At 48.4% G+C, this 19,744-nt stretch carries 19 protein-coding genes and 1 pseudogene; 15 read left to right on the top strand and 5 right to left on the bottom strand.

The genetic code is table 11. The features are described from left to right. Positions 1-45 precede the first annotated feature (45 nt). From CVV44_04760 to ilvB, 3 genes are all read right to left on the bottom strand, one after another. Positions 46-1,044: a ketol-acid reductoisomerase gene (locus CVV44_04760; GenBank protein PKL39538.1), complete on the bottom strand. Its 999-nt coding sequence runs from the start codon at positions 1,042-1,044 to the stop codon at positions 46-48. 117 nt (positions 1,045-1,161) lie between these two features. Further along, positions 1,162-1,644, bottom strand: a complete 483-nt coding sequence (locus CVV44_04755) for an acetolactate synthase small subunit (GenBank protein PKL39537.1) — start codon at positions 1,642-1,644, stop codon at positions 1,162-1,164. After that, positions 1,641-3,320: an acetolactate synthase, large subunit, biosynthetic type gene (gene ilvB, locus CVV44_04750; GenBank protein ID PKL39536.1), complete on the bottom strand. Its 1,680-nt coding sequence runs from the start codon at positions 3,318-3,320 to the stop codon at positions 1,641-1,643. Before ilvB ends, CVV44_04755 begins: the two co-directional genes overlap by 4 nt. Before the next feature lie 322 nt (positions 3,321-3,642). Between ilvB and CVV44_04745 the strand changes: the two genes are divergently transcribed. Both CVV44_04745 and CVV44_04740 read left to right on the top strand, forming a co-directional pair. Continuing rightward, entirely contained in the window at positions 3,643-4,560 is a 918-nt protein-coding gene (locus CVV44_04745; GenBank protein ID PKL39535.1) for a hypothetical protein, read from the top strand. Positions 4,561-4,690: 130 nt separating this feature from the next. Next, positions 4,691-5,461, top strand: coding sequence for a hypothetical protein (locus CVV44_04740; protein ID PKL39534.1), 771 nt, complete (start codon positions 4,691-4,693; stop codon positions 5,459-5,461). A 9-nt stretch (positions 5,462-5,470) separates the two neighbouring features. Here CVV44_04740 and CVV44_04735 read toward each other — a convergent pair whose 3' ends face one another. Then, positions 5,471-5,986 carry a hypothetical protein gene (locus tag CVV44_04735; GenBank protein PKL39533.1) on the bottom strand — a complete coding sequence of 172 codons (516 nt, stop codon included), beginning with the start codon at positions 5,984-5,986 and terminating at the stop codon, positions 5,471-5,473. 21 nt (positions 5,987-6,007) lie between these two features. Next, positions 6,008-6,574, bottom strand: coding sequence for a hypothetical protein (locus tag CVV44_04730; GenBank protein PKL39532.1), 567 nt, complete (start codon positions 6,572-6,574; stop codon positions 6,008-6,010). A gap of 130 nt (positions 6,575-6,704) precedes the next feature. On the opposite strand from CVV44_04730, the gene CVV44_04725 reads away from it, so the two are divergent. The 13 genes and pseudogenes from CVV44_04725 to CVV44_04665 form a co-directional block, all read left to right on the top strand. Next, positions 6,705-7,565: a 1,4-dihydroxy-6-naphthoate synthase gene (locus tag CVV44_04725; protein ID PKL39531.1), complete on the top strand. Its 861-nt coding sequence runs from the start codon at positions 6,705-6,707 to the stop codon at positions 7,563-7,565. Next, positions 7,562-8,161, top strand: a complete 600-nt coding sequence (locus CVV44_04720; protein PKL39530.1) for a hypothetical protein — start codon at positions 7,562-7,564, stop codon at positions 8,159-8,161. Before CVV44_04725 ends, CVV44_04720 begins: the two co-directional genes overlap by 4 nt. Positions 8,162-8,305: 144 nt before the next feature. Beyond that, a complete protein-coding gene (locus CVV44_04715; protein PKL39529.1) occupies positions 8,306-9,406 on the top strand; it encodes a hypothetical protein in 1,101 nt (366 codons plus the stop codon). Then, entirely contained in the window at positions 9,406-10,074 is a 669-nt protein-coding gene (locus CVV44_04710) for a DNA-binding response regulator (GenBank protein PKL39528.1), read from the top strand. The genes CVV44_04715 and CVV44_04710 overlap by 1 nt, the downstream gene beginning before the upstream one ends. 154 nt (positions 10,075-10,228) lie before the next feature. Continuing rightward, entirely contained in the window at positions 10,229-10,756 is a 528-nt protein-coding gene (ectA, locus tag CVV44_04705; GenBank protein ID PKL39527.1) for a diaminobutyrate acetyltransferase, read from the top strand. 20 nt (positions 10,757-10,776) lie between these two features. Beyond that, on the top strand, positions 10,777-12,054 hold the full coding sequence (ectB, locus tag CVV44_04700) for a diaminobutyrate--2-oxoglutarate transaminase (protein PKL39526.1): 1,278 nt from the start codon (positions 10,777-10,779) through the stop codon (positions 12,052-12,054). After that, positions 12,051-12,443, top strand: a complete 393-nt coding sequence (ectC, locus tag CVV44_04695) for an L-ectoine synthase (GenBank protein PKL39525.1) — start codon at positions 12,051-12,053, stop codon at positions 12,441-12,443. The genes ectB and ectC overlap by 4 nt, the downstream gene beginning before the upstream one ends. A 35-nt stretch (positions 12,444-12,478) precedes the next feature. Next, the gene (locus CVV44_04690) at positions 12,479-13,330 is read left to right on the top strand and encodes a hypothetical protein (GenBank protein PKL39524.1); all 852 of its coding nucleotides are present in this window, start codon (positions 12,479-12,481) and stop codon (positions 13,328-13,330) included. Positions 13,331-13,366: 36 nt separating this feature from the next. Next, the gene (locus CVV44_04685) at positions 13,367-13,618 is read left to right on the top strand and encodes a hypothetical protein (protein PKL39523.1); all 252 of its coding nucleotides are present in this window, start codon (positions 13,367-13,369) and stop codon (positions 13,616-13,618) included. A gap of 105 nt (positions 13,619-13,723) precedes the next feature. After that, positions 13,724-13,933 (top strand): 30S ribosomal protein S21, encoded by a 210-nt coding sequence (gene rpsU, locus CVV44_04680; GenBank protein PKL39522.1) that lies wholly within the window; start codon positions 13,724-13,726, stop codon positions 13,931-13,933. A 46-nt stretch (positions 13,934-13,979) separates the two neighbouring features. Then, on the top strand, positions 13,980-16,157 hold the full coding sequence (locus CVV44_04675) for a glycosyl transferase family 1 (protein PKL39521.1): 2,178 nt from the start codon (positions 13,980-13,982) through the stop codon (positions 16,155-16,157). Positions 16,158-16,177: 20 nt separating this feature from the next. Then, positions 16,178-18,527: pseudogene (locus CVV44_04670) on the top strand (sucrose synthase). Between the two features lie 109 nt (positions 18,528-18,636). After that, the coding region (locus tag CVV44_04665) for a hypothetical protein (GenBank protein ID PKL39520.1) at positions 18,637-19,744 on the top strand (1,108 nt) is incomplete at its 3' end.

Genomic DNA, 19,744 nt, shown 5'->3' with positions numbered 1-19,744 from the left:
CCGGGACGGTGATGTAAAGACGCCCCGGTTGTCAGTATTCAATTTTTATTTCGAATCTATCCACTTCATCATTTTACGGAGCTGGGCGCCGACCTTTTCGATGGGATGATTCTTCTGTTCTTCCTTCACCTTGTTGTAGAAGGGACGGCCGTCCTGGTTTTCCTTGATCCATCTTTTCGCGAAAGTACCATCCTGGATCTCGGTAAGAATTTTTTTCATTTCCGCGCGGGTGGCGTCGGTTATTATACGCGGTCCGCTCACGTAGTCGCCGAATTCTGCCGTATCGGAAACGGAATAACGCATATAGTTGATGCCGCCCTGGTAAAAAAGGTCGACGATGAGTTTCAGTTCATGGAGGCACTCGAAATAGGCGATCTCGGGCTGATATCCCGCCTGGACGAGAGTCTCAAAACCGGCCTTGACGAGCTCAGAGGCGCCGCCGCAGAGAACGGTCTGTTCGCCGAAAAGGTCCGTCTCGGTCTCTTCCTTGAAAGTGGTTTCAAGAACACCGGCTCTAGTGGCCCCGATTCCTTTCGCGTAGGCAAGGGCGATTTCCTTTGCCTTGCCCGAGGCGTTGTTATGAACGGCTATTAGCGCCGGAACGCCGCCTCCCTTCTCGTACTCACTGCGCACCAGGTGTCCCGGTCCCTTCGGGGCGATCATGATGACATCGACATTTTTGGGTGCCTCAATCTGGCTGAAGTGGATATTGAAGCCGTGGGAAAAAACGAGCACCTTCCCTTCTTTAAGGCAGGGCTCCACTTCTTTTTTATACAGGGTGGCCTGGATGTGGTCCTGGGCCAGGATCTGAATCAGGTCGGCCTTCTCCGCCGCCTCCCGTGCCGTAACCGGTTTAAAATTATGGGATTCGGCCAGTTTAAAATTATCGGTTCCCGGCAGTTCCGCCACAATGACATTGAGTCCGCTGTCGCGGAGGTTCTGGGCCTGGGCGTGTCCCTGACTCCCGTAACCGATTACTGCGATTACCTTATCCTTTAATACACCAAAATCCGCATCGGCATCATAATACATTCTTGCCATGATCTTACTCCTTTTTTTGTAATTATTTCATGTATTTCATCAGGTCATCGCCGCGGACACCGGCAGTGCTGTAAGGCTGTCATTTCTGCGGCGATTGTCCCTGTATCATGTCATGGTTCTTTAAATAATTTCTTTCAGCATGGAAATTCTTCCGGTTCTCATCAGTTCCTTTATGCCGTAAGGGCGCAGGAGCTCAATGAATTCATCGAGACGCTCGGGCTCGCCCTTGACTCCCAGGGTGATGCTCCGCGGGGATATCTCGGCAATATTGGCGTTATAGACCTCTCCGAGCTTGATGATTTCGGCCCGCTTGTCAGGAGCGGCATTCACCCTCATGAGGACAAATTCCCTCTCTATTACTGGACTGTTAGTATGGTCTGAAACTTTAATTACGTCAATAAGTTTATTGAGCTGTTTTTTTACCTGCTCGATAACCCTGTCATCGCCGCGCACTACTATGGTCATGATGGATACATCCTCCATGCAGGTGTTGCTCACGGCCAGGGAGTCTATGTTGTAGCCCCGGGCGGAAAAAAGTCCCGATACCCGGGCGAGAACGCCGAATTTATTTTCTACCGTTACCGAAATTATATGCTGTTTCATGCAAGCTCCCTCATGATCGTATCTTTTACGGATTTACCGGCGGGGACCATGGGATACACATTCTCCTCCTTGGCTACGTGGAAGTCAAGAATTATGGGTGTGTCCTTAATGCTCAGTGCCTTTTTTATAGCCGGCTCCACATCGGTCTTTTTGTCGATGCGGATGCCCACGGCCCCGTAGGCCTCGGCGAGCCGGGCGAAATCAGGGGCGGATTTGATGCAGGTGTGTGAATAGCGTTTATCGTAGAAGAGCTGCTGCCATTGACGGACCATGCCAAGGAATCCATTGTTCAGGATTGCGATGATGACCGGGAGACGGTGCTGCACGGCAACGATGAGTTCCTGGATGTTCATCTGAATGGAGCCGTCGCCGGCGATATCTATGACCCGCTTGTCGGGCCTTGCCAGCTGGGCGCCAATGGCCGCGGGAAAGCCGTATCCCATGGTTCCCAGCCCTCCCGAGGAGATAAAGGTCCTGGGCTCCGAGTATTTATAGAACTGGGCTGCCCACATCTGGTTCTGGCCTACTTCCGTGGTTATTATGGCCTCGCCTTTGGTGAGGCGGTACAGTTCCTCCACGACAAACTGGGGTTTTATGACGCTCTCGCTGTCCTCATAGGTGAGGGGATTGTCAGTTTTAAGTTTCATTATCTCATCAACCCATTCGTCGATCTTCGGCGGTTCTACGATCTTGTTCAGTTCCTGAAGAACCCTTTTGCAGTCGCCCACGATGGGTACGTCAACCATGACATTTTTGCTCACCGAGGCCGGGTCTATGTCGATATGGATAACCTTGGCCTCGCGGATGAAGGTGGCTATCTTGCCTGTTACACGGTCGTCGAAACGGGCGCCGACGGCTATGAGCAGGTCGGAGTTATGGACGGCGTGGTTCGCGTAATAGGTGCCGTGCATGCCCAGCATTTCCAGGGAGAGCGGGTCAGTTTCGGGATATATTCCCAGGCCCAGGAGGGTTGTGGTGATTGGTATCCCCGTTTTTTTTACGAAGTCACGGAGCTCCTTTGATGCATCGGATATAATAACACCGCCGCCGGCGTATATAACGGGGCGCTTAGACGTTTCGATAAGCTTCGCCGCCTTTTTGATCTGACCGGGATGTCCCTCGTAATTGGGCTTGTATCCCCGGATGCTGACGGTGTCGGGGTATTCGAATTTATACGTTGAGTTTGAAATATCTACGGGCACGTCAATAACGACGGGGCCCGGTCGTCCTGTTGAAGCAATGTGAAAGGCCTCTTTGATTATGCGGGACAGGTCCTTTATATCCTGAACAAGGTAGTTGTGCTTGGTGATGGGCCTGGTGATGCCGGTAACGTCCACTTCCTGGAAAGCATCGTTGCCGATCATGTCACGCGATACCTGGCCGGTAAATACGACCAGGGGAACGGAATCCATATAGGCCGTGGCGATTCCCGTCACCAGGTTGGTGGCGCCCGGTCCTGAAGTGGCCAGGACTACGCCGGTTTTTCCCGAGGCCCGGGCGTACCCGTCGGCGGCATGCACCGCTCCCTGCTCATGCCTGCTCAATATGAATTTGAAAGGCGCATTGAAAAGAGAATGAAAAATGGGGATTACCACACCCCCGGGGTAGCCGAACATGACCTCGACATTTTCCTTTTTCAGGGATTCGATAATGATGTCAGATCCTTTTACTTTCAATGTAATGCTCCTTTATGCAGACTTAAAATATATATTAATGCAGCGAGCCTGTATTGAGAGTTAACTGTACCGAACTGGTTATAAGCGTCAGCGAGAATTGGATTACATCAGTACATAGTGGAACACAGGGAAAATGTTACAGAAAATATTGTTACTTATTTAAATGAATGGGAATTTGTCAATTTTTTTTCTTAAGTGGTTTTAAAAGCTTGAATTTGAATATTTAATATACTAACCTGTCGAAGTTTTTTATGAGCAGGGAGGCCATGCCCGGTTTTTCTTTTTAATCGGGCACCGTATCGAGACATGCAATGGGAAGGTTATGCTGAAAAAGACAATACATGAAGTGTTCAAATCAATTCTAGCGCAGAACGCCCTGGACAACCGTGATGCTATTCCCCATTCCAATGATTTCCAGAAAAAAATGGAGTCAACCTACGGTATCAGCGAGCAGGCGCTTAAAGAGATCCTCTATATTCTCAAGGAGGCCCATAAAATTTTTATTATAGGCATTGTCAAGGAGGACAGTGACAGGAGTGTAGAGCGCATAGACGGATATATAGATGCCGATCTTTCCACGGTGCGCAGGCTGAAAAACGCATTTCAGAAACTGCTCTCCGATTTATATGAAGAGGAATACAACAAGCGGGTTTTACCTCACCAGATTATACGGGAAATATTTCCTGAAATATACCGCTATAACAATACACCTCTCGGCCATATAGCCAATAAGGCGATCATGCTTGAGGAGTATGAACTGCTTCTGGAAAAGGAATTCAGCCACTACACCGAGGACTGGAAGGATCGGGCGATCGATGAACTTATTGCGGAGCACAGCGCAACCCTGCAGGAGAAACTCAGTCAAAAAGAACCGGCGCCGGTTGAAGCAGATCCTGTTTCTGCCGTGACCGCACAACAGAAGGGAATGCGGGCCGTAGACACTGTTCAGGCCGATGAATTTGCTCCCGGGGTATCCCTGAAGAATGTTGAAAAGATCCTTCAGATATACGGCATTGATTTTTTTTACCGGGTAAACCTGCGGAAATATAATTTTGACCTTATTAAAGGCGTTATTGAAAGAAGGATCATCAGGAGGAAAGAGGATTTGTCTCGCCTGCGGTCCATGATCCAGAAAGTCAAGGGCAATGCCGACAGGGACCCCTCTCTGAACGATCACATGGAGGAACTTTTCCAGCTTGAACGAACCGTGTCCCGGTTTATGCTCATGAGAAACGACTGATCCCTCTATTTTACTTCCTGGAGAAAATTCTGCTTGCCAATGAGCCGTGAGATGGTTATTCTTGAATTCGTTTCTTTGCTCTGATGAGCGGTCATTTGATTTTTACTGCATGTAATCGTGGAAACATACTATGAATCATATAAAAAAAGCCCTTATAACTATGTTGTTGCTTATTACGCCTCTCATGCTTCAAGCCAAGGAGTTTCTTAACACCTTCATGCATATCAATCTGGGTGTTATGTATAATCTTGCGTTTATGGGTGATCTCAGGGATGAGGAGGATAAGTATTCCATTGTTGATAATGGGAAGACCTTCAAGCCTACCTATTTTGATTCGGCTTTCGGGATAACCGTCGATCTGGTTCCGTTCAAACCCATCATTCTCGGCTATGAGGCGCATGCCATCAAGATTGGAGTCCGGGGAGGTTTCCGGATGCATTATCTTCAGCAAACGATAACCGTCGTCAACGGCAATGATGAAACGGAATACGGTGGCGACCTGATGACCTATAAGACCTGGTGTGTCGGACCGGTGATCTATTATGCGCCGTCCATAAGTCCCATGGGCATTGGCGGCAATTATTCGGCCAAGGGAGGTTTTACCTTTTTTATGCTCTATGGGCGGCTCCTGGACGGAAAACTTACGGCATTTCCGGCCCAGAGAAGCAATGATGTAGTAGTGGGAGACTATGAGACAAAGATAACCGGTTCAAAGTTTGATATAGGTTTCGGGGCTGAAATCAGTGTATGCAGTATTAATCTGGGATTAAATCTTTTTTACTCACTCATCAATCTTACTATGGATAAGGTCATATATCCAGCCCTGGGGCGAAATACAAATCTTCATGGAATCAATATTGAAGTCTATATGGGAATTCCGCTGGAGAATAAACTGTACTGATAGTATATATTATCTGGTGCAGGGATTCTTTCCCTGAATATATGACTCATCGAAAGGAACCTGTTTCAGGTAGCACTCGCTTTTAATGTATCCTAAAAGGGGAAGAAAGACCCCTTTTTCTATGTAGCCCGGTATCTTCGTGATGAGATTTCCCTGTCTGTCCATGAAAACCACCGTGGGGAGCCCGGTGCCTCCAACCATTCTGAAAAAATTCGCATTTGAAAAGGACTGTCCCTGGTACAGTACGGTTTTGCTTCTGTCTTCCGTGTTTATCCGTATCAGGATATAATGGGCACCCAGATATTCAGCCACTTTTTTGTCATTGAAGGTGTCCCGGTCCATGACCTTGCACCAGTGGCACCAGTCGGCATAAAAATCCAGTACCACAGGTTTTTTCTGAATGCGGGCCTGAGCTAATCCCTCGTTAAAGGAATACCATCGAAGCTGTTCTGCCTGCGTCGGACCTGGAAATGCATATATTGCGACTGCGGCTATGATTGCAGTAAAAAGAAATATTTTTTTCATAGTTTTATTAATCCTTAAAAATCAAGGCGTTCCTGATGATTTAATCTTCTGGCAGGCCTTATCATCTTTCATATATGATTCAAAGGGAACATTCCTGTTGTAGCACTCCTCGGTGATATAGTTGAGCAAAGGGAGAAATACGTCCTTTTTTAAGAATCCCGGTATCTGGGTAATGGGTTTTCCCGTGCGGTCCATAAAAACCACAGTGGGAAGTCCCTGGACGCCCATCATTGAACTGAACTCCTGCACGGAAAATTCGTGATTGTTGAATTTAAGCCGCTCGTGGGCCTGCGTGTCCGTATGAATGCGGATTGCCACATAATCGTTTTTCAGTTTTTTCGCCACCTCGCCGTCGCTGAAGGTCTCAGTGTCCATGACTTTGCACCATTTGCACCAGTCGGCGTAGAAATCAATGACCATGGGTTTTTTTTCTGCCAGGGCCTTTTTGTAACCCTCATTGAAATTCATCCAGGCCACGGATTCACCCCGGTCGCCGGATAAAGCGGTGTCGTCAGTTTTTGAGCATGAACCGATGAAAAGGAGTGCTGAGACAAGCACGAGAATATACATAAGATTTTTCTTTTTCATAAATATGTTCACCCTGAATAGAAATGTTGATTGTAAAGTTTACACTAAAATACTTAAACGTTCTAAATACGTCAAGGATTTTTACAATTTTTTATAGTTGACTGTCGTCGGAAGAGGAGGCAGATTTTAAATGATTGATCTGTTTTTTCAGGAAAGACATGCTTTAAATACAGGCGGTATCATGAATATTGATCTGGGTTTTTCACCATGCCCCAACGACACCTTTATTTTTCATGCCCTGTTGCATGGGCTTGTTGATACGGCGGGGATCACTTTCAGGCCTCATATCTATGACGTGGAAGAATTGAATCGACGGGCCTTCAGCGGGGCCTATGATGTGACCAAATTGTCATTTCATGCCTGGCTGCTGCTCCGGGATCGGTATGCTCTGCTTAATTCCGGCGCAGCCCTGGGGCATGGCTGCGGTCCTCTAGTGGTGGCCCGCGATGTAAAAACGGATCTGGCCGGGGCGCGTATTGCCATTCCCGGTGAATATACCACGGCCTGCCTGCTGCTCAGGCTCTGGATGCCCGAAGCGACCCGCGTGGAAGCCGTGCGTTTCGACCGCATCATGCCCGGTGTGCGTGACGGGCTCTATGACGCGGGACTCATTATCCATGAGGGGCGTTTTGTCTATCCGCAATATGATCTGGTGAGCCTCGTGGACCTGGGGGAATGGTGGGAGAAAAAAACTTCCATGCCCATACCGCTGGGATGTATCGCCGTGAAAAAGGAATGCCCCGTTGCAGTGCGTGAAAAAATAAACGACGTACTCCGTTCCTCCGTGGAGTTTGCCATGGGCAACAGGGACGCCTCAAGGGATTATATCCGTCTCCATGCGCAGGAACTTGATGACCAGGTTGTTAATGAACATATACAACTCTACGTGAATGCTTTCACCCTGGACCTGGGAGACGGGGGGCGTGAAGCGATCCGGGTCCTGGAGGAGATGGCCAGGGCCGCCGGGATAATCGGCCGGGGTGTTGCATGATGAGGGGGATAGTCATGGCCACATGGATGGAGGCGGAGCCCTTTGCGAGAGGTCTGTCCCTCAATCAGGTTGAAGAAAAGCCGTTTCGCGTATACTGCGGGGATGATGTCGTACTCATTATATCCGGTATCGGCAAGGCCTGTGCTGCCATGGCCGCAGTCCACCTCATGGACCGGTATGGGGCCGACATAATCCTGAACATGGGAGCGGCCGGGGCTCTGCGCGACGGGTTCACCGTGGGACAGGTTCTTCACATACAGAGCATTGTGGAATATGACCGGCCCGTGCTCATAAGCGGGAAACCCAGGATATTCCTGCCGAAGGTGCTGGAAGGTCATGCCATGGCCGTTCTTGCCACACAGGATATTCCCGTGCTGGAACCGGAAAGGAGAGCTGTCCTGGCCGCGCAGGCCGATCTCATCGACATGGAGGGAGCGGCCGTGGCCCAGGCCTGCGGACTCTACAATAAGGATGTATACCTCTTTAAAATTGTGACCGATACGCCTGAACATCGGAAGGATGCGGATATTATACGGAATGTCAAGGCCACGCGGGAAGATCTTTATGCGTATTACCGGGAAAATATACTTTTTTAATATCATATACCATCTTTATCCCCGATTTTTAAACCTTTAGGTTTATTGACAGATTCATGGATGGGATATATGTTTATTCCAGGGCAGCCCTATCCCTCCGGGGCTATACCGTGTTTCCGGCAAAATAGAAATAACTGAAAACCGATGGAAAAAAAGGAAAAGGACAACCGGGCCAGAAGAATCAGGAATATTACCAATAATCTTGACGCAGAAGAACTGATCCCCGGCCATAAAGACAATATTGAAGAACAACTGAGTATTGTTTTTGATGCTCTGGAATCGACCATAAACGGGGTCGTTATAGCAGGCATGGAAGGGCTCATAGTCTATGTCAATCCCGCCTTCGTCAGGATGTTTGAATACGGTTATCGTCAGGAACTGCTGAATAAAAGTGCTTCTGACCTCTTCGCCGACGGGAAGGTGAAAAGTCTTCGGGATGTAGAAAAGATAATTGATACTGCCGAAGGCGAGAGCGAGGAATTTCTTGTGCATCGCAAGGACGGCTCCACCTTTCACGTGGAAGTATCCACTTCGGCCGTGAGGAACACCGACGGTAAAACGGTGGGCATGATGGCTTCCTTTGTGGATATATCCGTGCGAAAAAGCGCCGAGATGGAAAATAAGCGGCTTTCGTCGCAGATATTCAAGTCCCAGGAGATAGAACGGGAGCGTGTAGCCAGGGACCTCCATGACAGTATCGCCCAGACCATATATGCGGCGAAGATCAACTTTATCGCCTTCCAGAAAGACCCCGTGAAGTATCGGGACCGCTTTGAGGTGGGCATTGATTTCCTTGACAAGGTCAGCCACGAGTTACGCGAGGTCTGTGATGACCTGTATCCCTCGCTCCTGAAGGATCATGGCCTGGAATCCACCATCCGCTGGTACGTTAAGAATTATCTCCAGGTGAGCGCAACGGATGTATCGCTTTCAATTGATTTTAAGTCCAGGCTTTCCCGCGATCTGGAAGTCAACCTGTACCGGATTATCAGGGAGATATTCTCCAATATTATAAAACATGCCGGGGCCCGGAAAGTGGAACTGTCCCTGATCGAGGCAGACTCGGTTGTACGCCTCAGGATCAGCGATGACGGCGCCGGCTTCTCAATCCAGGATGTGGGCAGGAGAGGAGGATTCGGTCTCTCCAATATCCGCCAGCGCGTCAGGGACTTTGACGGCAGACTTGAAATAGAATCATCACCCGGGAAGGGGACGACAATATCAATAGAGATCGGTGTGCAGTAATGAAAAAGAAAAAAATATTTCTGGCCGATGACCATTCCATACTCAGAGACGGGCTGAAGCTCATTCTCAACGCAGAAGAGGACTTCGAGATTGTCGGCGAGTCCGGTGATGGCCGGGAGGCTCTGGAAATGATTGAGAAGAAAAAGCCCGATATTGTCGTGCTCGATATTTCCATGCCCGCCATGAGCGGTATAGAAATCGCGCGCCACCTGCGCAGGTTCGTACCGGGAACAAAAATCCTTATTCTCTCCCGCCATGACAAGGAAGAATATGTCAAACAGCTTCTCCAGTACGGTGTGCACGGTTATATCCTGAAAGATGATGCATCCGATGAGCTCATCAAGGCCATCCGGGAGATATTTAAAGGCAACATATATCTCAGTCCCCGGATTGCCTCAAACCTTATCACGGAATTTATCATGACGGGTGTACCGCCCCGAAGTGAAAAAACAGGCGACACGTCCTCTTTTGATATATTGTCGCCCCGGGAACGCGAGATACTGAAGCTCATCGCCGAGGGAGGAAACAGCAGGGAAATCGGCACGGTGCTGCGCATATCTCCGCAAACGGTGAAGACCCACAGGGTAAATATCATGAAAAAGCTCAATATTCACAAGGTTAATGACCTTGTGGCCTATGCAATTAAAAACGGTTTTGTGGAAGTGTAACCCGGCTATTTTACTCTCTTTGGTATACCTTTTTACACCTTTGGGTCTATTGACGGGTAACCCTCCCTTTCTTATCCTTTAACGTAAGGGAGTTTTTACAGAGAATTCCCCTTTCGGAATGTACCGGAAATCCAGGCAGTGAAGGGAGGAGTGTATCAAAGATACGAATATTTATGTAATTGAAAATGACGAGCTATTTTTCCGACCCCCTGAAATCAAAGACGCTGCGGCGGTTTACAACCTGGTTGATCTGTGCAAACCGCTGGATATCAATTCCCGATACAATTATATGCTTCTCTGCGATCATTTCAGGGATACCTGCATATTCGCCGGGAGCAATTCAGGTCCTGCGGGGTTTATCTCGGGATACCTCCATCCTTCCCGGCGTGATACGTTTTTCGTGTGGCAGGTGGCCGTTCATCCTCGTTTTAGGAGAAAAGGGCTTGGTATAGGAATGCTGAAGCATCTCATTCGCAGGCCGGCGTTTCATTCGGTTTCATATATCGAAACAACTGTTACGCCGTCCAACGACGCCTCGAGAAATATGTTTTATTCCCTTGCCGGCGAACTAAAGACTCATTGTATCGAGGAGATATGTTATCCCGCTGAACTGTTTGGAAAAGACGCCCACGAGGATGAAGTGCTTCTCAGGATAGGGCCGTTCCGTCTATCTGAAAATTAAAGCAAAAAAGGAGAAGTATTATGAGGATATTTGAGCAGCTTGAATCGCAGGTGCGGAGCTATGTCCGTACCTTTCCCACGGTGTTCCATAGCGCACTGGGTTCGGTGATGTGTGATGAACAGGGAAAGGAGTACATTGATTTTTTTGCCGGCGCCGGCACGCTGAATTACGGCCATAACAATCCGCGTGTAAATGAAAAATTGATAGAACACCTCCAGAATAACGGCATAGTACACGGCCTGGATAAGGCGACAACGGCAAAGAAAAATTTTCTGCAGAAGTTCTATTCGGTCATTCTTGAGCCCCGGCACATGGATTACAAAATACAGTTCCCCGGTCCCACGGGCACCAATGCCGTTGAAACGTCGCTTAAGCTGGCACGCATGGTAAAGGGACGGTCCAATATCATCGCCTTTACGAATGCCTTTCACGGGCTGACCATGGGCTCTATGGCCGTAACGGGGAACTCCTTTTACCGGGATGAGGCTTTTATTAATCGGTCTAACGTCACCTTCATGCCCTTTGACGGCTATTTCGGCGACAGCGTGGACACGTCGGAATACCTGCGTAAATTTCTTAATGACAACAGCAGCGGTGTGGACTGTCCCGCGGCCATTATTCTGGAAACGGTCCAGGCCGAGGGCGGGGTCAATGTCGCCTCGCCGGAATGGCTGAGGAACATAGAGGCTATCTGCCGTGATTTTGACATACTCCTCATTATCGATGATATACAGGTGGGTAACGGCAGGACCGGCAGGTTTTTCAGTTTCGAGGATTCGGGCATCAATCCCGATATCGTGACGCTGTCGAAGTCCATTGGCGGCGGCCTGCCCCTTGCGATGGTTCTGCTCAAACCGGAACTTGACCAGTGGAAGCCCGGTGAGCATACCGGAACGTTCAGGGGGAACAACCTGGCTTTCGTGGCGTCCACGGAACTGCTTGATTACTGGGAGAACGATAACCTTACCGAAGCCGTCTATTACAAGGAAAAGATACTTCGTGAATCCCTCGAAAAAATGGCCGTCGCTTTTCCGGAAATGGGAGCGACAGTGCGCGGCAGGGGCATGGTCTATGGTCTGCATATACCGGAGAAGGGCTTCGCGCAGGAGATATCAGCCTGCGCTTTTGAACGAGGGCTGATCATAGAGCTGGCCGGTGCCCGTGATGACGTGGTGAAATTTTTACCGCCTCTGGTGATAGAGGAGGAACTGCTGATAAAGGGATTGGATATTATCGAACAGTCAATAGCCGACGTTCTGGAAAAGAAAAAGAATATGCTGAGGGGGGAGACTTCGTGATTGTAAAAATGATAGATGAAATAATCGGGTCAGAACATGATATAATGGCCGGGAACGGCAATTGGCTGAGCAGACGTATTCTTCTTAAAAATGACGGCATGGGGTTCTCTTTTCATGAAACAATAATATTTCCCGACACCGAGACCCATATCTGGTATAAGAACCATTTAGAGGCCGTTTACTGCATTGAAGGTGAAGGCGAGATTGAAACGGTCGGTGACGGGAAAAAGTATGGAATAATGCCGGGGATGCTCTATGCGCTTGACAAAAATGATGAGCACTGGCTGCGGTGTTCGAAGAAAATGAAGCTCATCTGTGTTTTTGTTCCTCCTTTGACGGGTGCGGAAGTGCACGACGGCGACGGTTCCTATTCTATACTCGAAGGGTAAAAGTTTTTATTGTGGATAATCTCAGGTATCATCTTATGAATATAGCCGCTGTTACACTTTTTTCTTATACGTCGGCACAGACTATTAATCAGGGTGTAAGGTTTTATTATCGCGAAAATCTGAGGGAATCAAAGGTGTTCTCAGCGTCCCGGGTGAAAAAAAATATCCGGCGGACAGAGCGTGGCGGCTTATCAATCGAGGAATACCGAAAGGCAATAATCGGCTCGGGTTTTTTTAAAATCGGTTCCGAATCGAGCGGTAGTGGTGAGTCCGGTGTAATGAAATCAGCACCGGGTGTTCCTATCGATGATCTTTTTCTCGTGGGGACCATAACCGGGCACAGCAGTATCGCCCGTGCCATGATCCGGAGCAGGCGCGAAAAAGATCCCGGGGTTTACCGGCTGTGGCAGGAAGTATATGGATATCGGCTGGTCAAGATAGCCAGGGAACGCGTTTATCTGAAAGCGGGGGACAGGATTGAAAAAATCGGTATATACGACAAGCGCGAGAAGGCGTCATTAGTCGCAAACAAGGGAGCCGTGTTACGCAATAACGGCGGCGTTATCCGAAAGAACATCAGCCGTGCCGAGATAAAACAGCGCGTTATGAATAATCTGGATAACGCTATGCGGGGCCTGGTGGCCGGACCGTACCGCAGGGGCGGGGCTATTGCCGGCTTTCGCCTGCAGAAGGTGAGGCCCTATAATATTTTATATAAACTGGGTGTCAGGAGCGGCGACATCGTTAAAAGGATCAATGGGAAAACAGTGGATAGTGTGAACAAGCTTTATTCCATGTGGCAGTCCCTGAAGGATGAGTCGAAAATTGTTGTCGATCTGGATCGGAGAGGGAAACTGCTTCAGTTTGAATACAATATTCAAGAATAAGTGTGTTGTTAGAGTCTGATGCAGAGGGTTTCTTGTATGAAAAAGAAAGGCAATTTCGAGAATAACTTTGATGACTATGTTTACGATGATGATTTTTACCGGGAGTTTGAGTCTGACCTTGAAATTCAGGAAGAAAAAGAGGGGCAGGGGGATGTTTCAGTCCCTGTCCGTGAAATAATTGCCGTGTGCGAGGATTGCACAAATCAATGGGAAGATATGGTGGATGTCGAGGAAGAAAAACATTTGTTTTGCCCTTTATGCGGTTCCAGCCGAGTTGTGATCATCTGAAATTGTTATCATGCATAATTTAATGTATCAAATATCATTTGTGAGTTGATATAATCTGAAAATAATGTTTTACTGTAAGAAGGGGGTGATTTTCTGACTAGACCACTGGAAGTTGAAGTACTTGATAATATCGAGCAGGCTCTGAAACAGCTGAAAAAAAGAATGGCCTTTGAAGGTGTTTTCAGAGAGCTGAAGAAGAGACGGCATTACGATAAGCCTTCCATACAAAAAAGGAAAAAGAGACAGGAAGCCGAGAGAAGGCGAAGAAAGAGGGAGCGCAGGGCAAAGGCCATGGCCAGGAGAAAGTCTCGCTGATCAGGCGTTTCCCCAATTCAGAGATCATGTGGAGGTTAAGTATCCTATGAGCAGAGGACTGTATATACAGCTTTTCAGCATACATGGTCTGGTACGCAGTGAAAATATGGAGATGGGGCGCGACGCCGATACGGGCGGGCAGATTAAATACGTGGTGGAGCTCGGGAAATCCCTGGGTCGTCATCCCGCCGTGAGACAGGTGGACCTTTTTACACGGCTTATTGCCGATAAGGGCATTTCCGTGGACTATTCGAACCCTATTGAACAGGTCGATGAAAAATTTAGAATAGTCCGGATTCAGTGTGGGGGAAGGAAGTATATGCGCAAGGAGCTCCTCTGGCCCCACCTCGACGAATTTGTGGACAAGACGCTTATATTTATCAAACGTGAGGGTTCCATCCCCGATGTTTTTCATGGGCACTATGCCGATGCCGGATATGTGGCCATGCAACTTTCTGAATTTTTCGGAACACCATTTGTTTTTACCGGACACAGCCTCGGGAGGTCAAAACGGCAAAAACTTATCAATGAAGGAATGTCTGAAGATGACGTTGTAAAAAAATACCGTATCGACCGGCGCATTGATACGGAGGAAAAAATAATGGAAATGGCCGACCTGGTGATCACCAGCACGAGTCAGGAAGTAGAGAAACAGTATGGTATGTATCACAACCGGACTATTCCGGATTATTCCATCATTCCCCCGGGTCTGGATCTGGAAAAGTTTTCCCCCTTTTATCATGGCATGCTTCCGGAAAACCGGAAAGATGAGATGGAAAAACATGCCTATGTATCCGTACTCAACGAGTTGAACAGGTTTTTTATTTTTCCCGAAAAACCCCTGATTCTGGCCCTGTGTCGGCCCGATAAGAGAAAAAATATTGCCGGTCTTATACGGGCCTATGGTGAGAGCCTGGAACTTCAGGCTATGGCAAACCTTGCAATTTTTGCCGGGATCAGGAAATGGATTTCTGATATGGAGGAAAATGAGAAGGATGTTCTTACGGAAATGCTCCTGCTCATGGATGCCTATGATCTGTATGGTAAAATGGCCATTCCCAAGAAGCACGATTTTGAGTATGAAGTTCCCGAATTATATCACATAACGGGTGAACGGAGAGGTGTTTTTGTAAATGTGGCTCTGACTGAACCATTTGGGCTGACGCTCCTGGAGGCTTCAGCGTGCGGGATTCCCATGGTGGCCACCAACGACGGGGGGCCCAGGGATATCGTGGAAAACTGTAAAAACGGCGTATTGGTGGATCCCTCCGATACGGCTGCGATAGCCGTGGAAATAAAAAAAATAATCACCGAACCGGAACGCTGGGATAAATATTCGCGTAACGGTGCTGTCAATGTCAGGAAGCATTATACCTGGGAGGCCCATGTTGAGAAATATACATCGGCGTTGAAAAAGCTGCTCAAGGGAACGACTCGGGAGGAATTCAGTCCTCTGTCGGCAAACCCTGTGGGGAAACGTATCACGGGCCTGAATTATTTTCTGGTAACCGATATCGACAACACACTTATCGGTGATGATAACAGCGGCCTTCCCGGTCTTATTGAAATACTGAAGGAACACCGGGACAGCATGGGTTTTGCCCTGGCAACGGGAAGGACCGTGGATTCGGCTCTGAAATATATAAAGAAGTACGATATTCCGGCTCCGGATATTGTCATCTCTTCGGTTGGTTCTGAAATATATTACGGTGACGCTAAATTTTATGACAAAGGCTGGGACACCCATATCTCCCACCGGTGGGAACGTGACAGGATACGGGAAATATTGGACAGGGCCGACTTTCTTGAGATACAGGAAGAGGAGACACAGAGGAAATACAAAATCAGCTATTTCATGGAGCCGGGGAGGGACAGGCAGACAAGAGCACACGAACTGCTCCTTGCGGCGAAATTGAAATATAATCTTATCTATTCGCATAATCAGTTTCTGGATATTCTGCCCTATCGCGCTTCCAAGGGAAAGGCCATACGGTATATAAGCTACAAATGGGATATCCCCATGGATAATATTCTTGTCTGCGGTGATTCAGGCAACGATGAAGAGATGCTGCGCGGAGACATGCCTGCCGTCGTTGTGGGGAATTACAGTGAAGAGCTGGAAAAGCTCCGCGGTCTGAGGAAAATATATTTTGCTGAAAGAGCCGGCGCTGGCGGCATAACAGAGGGTATCAATTACTATGATTTTTTAAACCGCAAAAATTGATCTGTTAAGGAGGATAACGCATGGATGGTGCTGATTTAATAGGCCGGATTATCACCGAGGAAGACATTGCCCTGTTTCGGGAGTTTGTCAGCGTGCTTGTTCCCCTGGCCCAGAAAGGGGGCTTTATGCTCCGGAATGACATTATGCTCACTTATGCCGGTTTCATGGACCTGCATGAAGACAGCGGTGCGGGGAGGGGGCGTAATGAGACATCGGTGTACAATTTTATCTGCAGAATACAGGAGTTATTTTACCAGGACCATTACCTTGTGATACTGCACAGGAGCCAGATCGCGCGCTACCGGTTCTTTATGCTCCGCGTGGACGGTTCCTACATGGAGGAGATAGATATATCCCGTTTTCTTGACCTGAAGGAGTATCACATCCTGAACCGTATGCCCGGTGACAAGCACCTGCGTATTGATTACCTTCCTTTCTATGACTATTCACCGGTAATGAAGGACGCGAAGAATCTCGGTAACGGTATCCGTTATCTCAACCGCTATCTTTCCAGTAATATATTCAATCGCCCCGAAGAGTGGAACAGGAAGCTTTTTGAATTCATGAAGCTTCATACGTATAACAATCAGCAACTGCTCGTGAACGGAGGGATGTCCCTGGATTTTGACCGTTTTGTCAATGAGCTGGAAAATATAATGGGCTTTCTCGGAGAGCAGGAACCGGATACGCCTGTGGCCCGGCTGCAGGATAAGCTGAAAAAGGCGGGATTCGAACCGGGGTGGGGCGATACCGCCGGAAGGATTCTGGAGACCATGCAGGTGCTCGCAGACCTTATAAATGAACCAACGGACATACTGCTGGAGAAATTTCTCTCTCGAACCACCATGCCGCTCATATCGAAGATTGCAGTTATCTCTCCCCATGGATGGTTCGGTCAGGAAAATGTTCTGGGAAAGCCCGACACGGGCGGCCAGGTGATTTACATTCTGGACCAGGTGCGGGCGCTGGAAAAGCGGCTGAAGAGCGATATCGCCCTGGCGGGAATCGAAGTGGTTCCGGCTATCGTGGTTCTGACACGGTATATCCCCGAAGCGCTGGGCACCACCTGCAACATAAGAAAGGAAAAGATACACGGAACGGACAATTGCTGGATACTGAGGGTCCCCTTTAAAGATAAAAACGACCATATAATGGAGAGCTGGATATCTCGCTTCCATATCTGGCCATATCTGGAAAAATTTGCCGAGGATGCCGCCAATGCGCTTCTGGCCGAGTTCCGGGGACGTCCCGACCTTATCATCGGGAATTACTCCGACGGCAACCTTGTGGCGTCCCTTCTTTCCGATAAGCTGGATGTCATTCAGTGTACCATAGCGCATGCTCTGGAAAAAACAAAGTACCTCTTTTCCGACGCGTACTGGCAGGGATACGAAAAGGAATATAACTTTTCCCTGCAGTTTGTCGCAGACCTCCTTTCCATGAACAAGGCTGATTTTATCATCACCAGCACCTATCAGGAAATCGCCGGTACGGAGGAGACCATGGGTCAGTACGAATCGTATCAGTTCTTCACCATGCCGGGATTATTTCAGGTGAGAAACGGCATCAATCTCTATGTGCCGCGATTCAATGTTATCCCGCCGGGTGTGGATCAGGAATTTTATTTTCCTCATTATGAAAGAGAGAAGAGGATATCTCACCGCACGGAATACTGGGAAAAGAGAATTTTCACCGACACCGTAGCCGATATCATGGGGGAGCTGGCCGACACTGAAAGGATGCCCCTGTTTACCATGGCCCGCCTTGACAAAATCAAGAATATCACCGGCCTGATGGAGGCTTTCGGCATGAGTGAATTTCTGAAAGAACACTGTAACCTCATAGTCGCAGCGGGAACGATCAGGCTTGAGGAATCGTCCGATGCCGAGGAAAGAAAGGAGATAGAGAAGATGCATGGACTTATTGCGCACTATGGTCTGAAGGACCGGGTGCGGTGGCTTCCCAGTATCGACAAAATGGAAACGGGCGAAGTGTACCGGGTAATTGCCGATCACCGGGGCGCCTTTGTGCAGCCGGCTCTTTTTGAGGCCTTTGGGCTTACCATTCTCGAAGCTATGGTGACGGGGCTTCCCACTTTCGGGCCCCGTTTCGGCGGTCCCGTGGATGGAAGAGCAGATAGCACGGTTTATCAATGATCCCGGCAGTTGGGACAGTGTATCACGGGGAGGGATTGAACGGGTCCAGTCGGCCTTCACCTGGGAGCTTTACAGTGAGCGCCTTATAAATCTTGCCAAACTGTACGGCTTCTGGCGCTATTCCGTGTCCGGCAAAGGGCGGGTAAAAATGGACCGCTACAGCGATATGATCTACCATTTTCTTTTCAGGAAACGGGCTGAAGAACTGAATTAATTGAGTCTTTTCCCGCAAATATAAATTAAAAATATCTCAAATCTTACTTGAATTGATTTCTATCCCGTGATACGATTATGGTAAATCTTGTTTTGCCAGGGGAATAATCATGGGAATTAAATTTAACAGCGTAAAAGTGCTTATATCATTTTTTGTTACCATTATAGTGACGGTGCTTACGGTAATACTGGTATCGGTATCATATAATGCCGCATACAAGGCCGTAGAAAAGGCCTATGTCAACCAGCTTTCCAATTTCAATGAGGACCTCATGATGCAGCTCGAGCGTTTTTACGAGGATCAGCTAACTAGCGCGGCATTTTTGGCTTCGCAGTTGCCGGTAAGAGATGCTATGGTGACCGGAAGGTATGGTCTGGCTGTTCCTTTGCTGAAGGGCTTTTATGCCAGCAAGGGTATTTATGAGGATGTGATTCTCTCTACTCCGGAGAAAAATCCGATGGTAATGGCATGCGGCTCCATGAAGGCCAATGGCATACGTTGGGGAGGCATCGGCTATGAAGAAAATATAGAAAAAGCGCTGAAAGGTGAGATCCATGTGAGCCAGCCTAATACATCGCCCGCAACGGGGCGTCCTGTTGTTCTGGTTACTGTGCCTGTCATGAATGGCGGCCGGGTCGCTGGCATCATTGGACTGAGTTGTGATATTAGTTCACTCGCCCAGAACATGGTCAAGAGTATAATAATCGGTAAAACAGGTTATCCAGCTTTTGTGACTGGGAAGGGTTTGACTTTTGCACACCCGAAAGAAGAGCTGATTATGAAAATGAACCTGAAAGATTATGATTTCGGACAAACAATGTTTTCCTCTCCCAGCGGCACTCTCGTCAGGTATAATTTTAAGGGCGATAACAAGCTGCTTACCTTTAAAAAATCAGAAAAATACAATGTTTATTCAGTTATAACCCTGAGCAATGCAGATATAAAAGAAGATGCGCGGGATATGGCCGTCGTCATGTTTCTTTTTGGATTAGTCGGTATTGGTCTTGCCGCCTTTATCATTTATATCGTGGTAAACCGCAAGCTGAAACCTCTTGCGCAGGCCCGGGACATACTGGAGCAGCTTTCAGTCGGTAACCTGTCGGTCCGCTATACCGGCCAGGTGCCCGATGATGAGATCGGCGAAATGCTGACGGCAATGAACGGCATGACACTGCGGCTTTCCGATATTGTGACTCAGATTGTCATGAGCACCGAGG

It is taken from the genome of Spirochaetae bacterium HGW-Spirochaetae-1 (assembly GCA_002839375.1).
GTDB lineage: Bacteria > Spirochaetota > UBA4802 > UBA4802 > UBA5550 > PGXY01.
Note: the sequence above shows the minus strand (reverse complement) of the source record. Positions and strands in the feature narration are given on the sequence as shown.

What these genes read in the sequence shown, in the direction of transcription:
- CVV44_04710 (PKL39528.1), top strand. Translation starts at nt 9,406, where the DNA reads ATGAAAAAGAAAAAAATATTTCTGGCCGATGACCATTCCATACTCAGA.
- CVV44_04725 (PKL39531.1), top strand. Translation starts at nt 6,705, where the DNA reads ATGATTGATCTGTTTTTTCAGGAAAGACATGCTTTAAATACAGGCGGT.
- CVV44_04675 (PKL39521.1), top strand. Translation starts at nt 13,980, where the DNA reads ATGAGCAGAGGACTGTATATACAGCTTTTCAGCATACATGGTCTGGTA.
- CVV44_04690 (PKL39524.1), top strand. Translation starts at nt 12,479, where the DNA reads ATGAATATAGCCGCTGTTACACTTTTTTCTTATACGTCGGCACAGACT.
- CVV44_04715 (PKL39529.1), top strand. Translation starts at nt 8,306, where the DNA reads ATGGAAAAAAAGGAAAAGGACAACCGGGCCAGAAGAATCAGGAATATT.
- CVV44_04740 (PKL39534.1), top strand. Translation starts at nt 4,691, where the DNA reads ATGAATCATATAAAAAAAGCCCTTATAACTATGTTGTTGCTTATTACG.
- CVV44_04685 (PKL39523.1), top strand. Translation starts at nt 13,367, where the DNA reads ATGAAAAAGAAAGGCAATTTCGAGAATAACTTTGATGACTATGTTTAC.
- CVV44_04720 (PKL39530.1), top strand. Translation starts at nt 7,562, where the DNA reads ATGATGAGGGGGATAGTCATGGCCACATGGATGGAGGCGGAGCCCTTT.
- CVV44_04745 (PKL39535.1), top strand. Translation starts at nt 3,643, where the DNA reads ATGCTGAAAAAGACAATACATGAAGTGTTCAAATCAATTCTAGCGCAG.
- CVV44_04755 (PKL39537.1), bottom strand. Translation starts at nt 1,644, where the DNA reads ATGAAACAGCATATAATTTCGGTAACGGTAGAAAATAAATTCGGCGTT.
- ectB (PKL39526.1), top strand. Translation starts at nt 10,777, where the DNA reads ATGAGGATATTTGAGCAGCTTGAATCGCAGGTGCGGAGCTATGTCCGT.
- CVV44_04735 (PKL39533.1), bottom strand. Translation starts at nt 5,986, where the DNA reads ATGAAAAAAATATTTCTTTTTACTGCAATCATAGCCGCAGTCGCAATA.
- CVV44_04730 (PKL39532.1), bottom strand. Translation starts at nt 6,574, where the DNA reads ATGAAAAAGAAAAATCTTATGTATATTCTCGTGCTTGTCTCAGCACTC.